The sequence below is a fragment of the Evansella sp. AB-rgal1 genome (genome assembly GCF_041820985.1).
Taxonomy (GTDB): Bacteria; Bacillota; Bacilli; order Bacillales; family Salisediminibacteriaceae; genus Evansella.
Genome location: NZ_JBGUAU010000073.1, coordinates 1 through 1,554 on the forward strand (window position 1 = coordinate 1; position 1,554 = coordinate 1,554).

Annotated in this window: 2 protein-coding genes; both read right to left on the reverse strand. The window is 36.2% G+C overall.

Features of this window, described 5'->3' with window-relative positions:
- Positions 1–380: hypothetical protein (locus tag ACERII_RS25735; protein WP_373645851.1), on the reverse strand; the 380-nt coding region annotated here is incomplete at its 3' end.
- A 97-nt stretch (positions 381–477) separates the two neighbouring features.
- Complete coding sequence (locus ACERII_RS25740) at positions 478–1,482, reverse strand: transposase (RefSeq protein ID WP_373645852.1); 1,005 nt, start codon at positions 1,480–1,482, stop codon at positions 478–480.
- Positions 1,483–1,554: the final 72 nt, after the last annotated feature.

A 1,554-nucleotide genomic window follows, 5' to 3' on the forward strand; every position in this document is an offset into this window, starting at 1 on the left:
GCGGCCGATTCTTGTTGATATCGTTCATAGGAAACCTTTTGAATTGCTTCTAATGCACAGCTTTCTTGTTTGGTATTGTCGGCAAATACTATATTTTCTCCGTGCCTTATGATGTAACGGTTCCATGTTCTGCTACCTGTAATTCGTCGGTGTTTCTGCTTGGTTCTTCTAAAAAACAGTTCTAAGTCATTATTTGTTCTTGGAATAAGAGGGTTGTCATAACAAGCGAACAATCCCTTCCAGAACCCTTTACTGTAATTTAATAAGTTTTCTAAAAATGGTTTGTCATACTCATATTTCAAACTAGATTTAATCTCATGAAGGTATTGTCCTAACCTTTTCTCCACCCAGTCACTTGTTTTATTATCAGAGGGATCCATAATTGTAGCGATCCTCTGAAATCGGCTATACCAACGACAAACAAGCTCATAATCTTGTTGGTAATCCTCGAAGTGACTGATTATTCTGATAAGGTTTTCAAGTAGAGGGGTCCCCTTTTTTATCTCGACATTTTTCCATCGAGCGCTTTATTGCTTGAGAATGTTCATATACTTTCATTCCAGGTAAGTCAAATGGGGGCTTTCCATCTTCAAGAAGTACAGAACGAATAGCTGCGATATAGTCCTCAGCTATTTCTGCTTCATGAGTCTTGGTTTCCATCTGATCTATTTTCCGTTCTACTGCACGTATACCACGTAGCTTCTTTTTAATATTTGTTTTTAATTTGCGGTCTTTCTCGACTAATGGTTTGGCAACGTCTTTAAAGTAATGGAACTGACAGTACTGATAAGGAATAGTAGGAGCTAGTTTTTCGATAGCTAATCGAATAGATTGTTGTCCATCGCTTACAAATGCTTGGATTGGAAATCCCCATTCCATTACAGGTTGAATTAACTCCATTAACTCTGTTGAGGCACTACTTTTAAGATTTTTCGCAGCTAAGACTGTACCACTAAGTACTTCACGGATGACATATAAGGTTTCATTCCCTTTCTCTGGTTGAACACCATCAATGGAAAGAATGATCCCACCATGTTCTTTAACAACCTGATTTAACATTTCTTCGGCATTTTCCTTAGCGTTTGCACGAAGTAATAAAGCATATCTCTCATATAATTTCTGAACTTGTCTATCAGATATTTTTACTTGTTTTTCATTTAATGTCTCCATAATTTCTGTGCGGGTTTTATGTTCTTGAAATCTCAAATAGCCAATATGGGCAATGACATCCATGCCATACGTAATATGTTTCATACTAAGATGTTCAGCTTGGGCCGATCGATAGGTTGTGTCATTAGAACATGTTTCGTTATTACAACGGTATCCCAAGTTAATTACTTTAACTTCGCCATCTAGAGTTGAAATAGTTTTTCTCCATACAGGATGGCAATAAACTAATTTTTCACCGCACTTAGGACAATGAGTTATTTCAGGCTTATAGTATTTAGAATCTTGAGCTTCTAATCGATTTTTTGTACGCATAAATAAACACCAACTTTTATCATTGATAAGTCTATTATAACTCAAAATTACTGTTGGTGTTATTTATTCCAC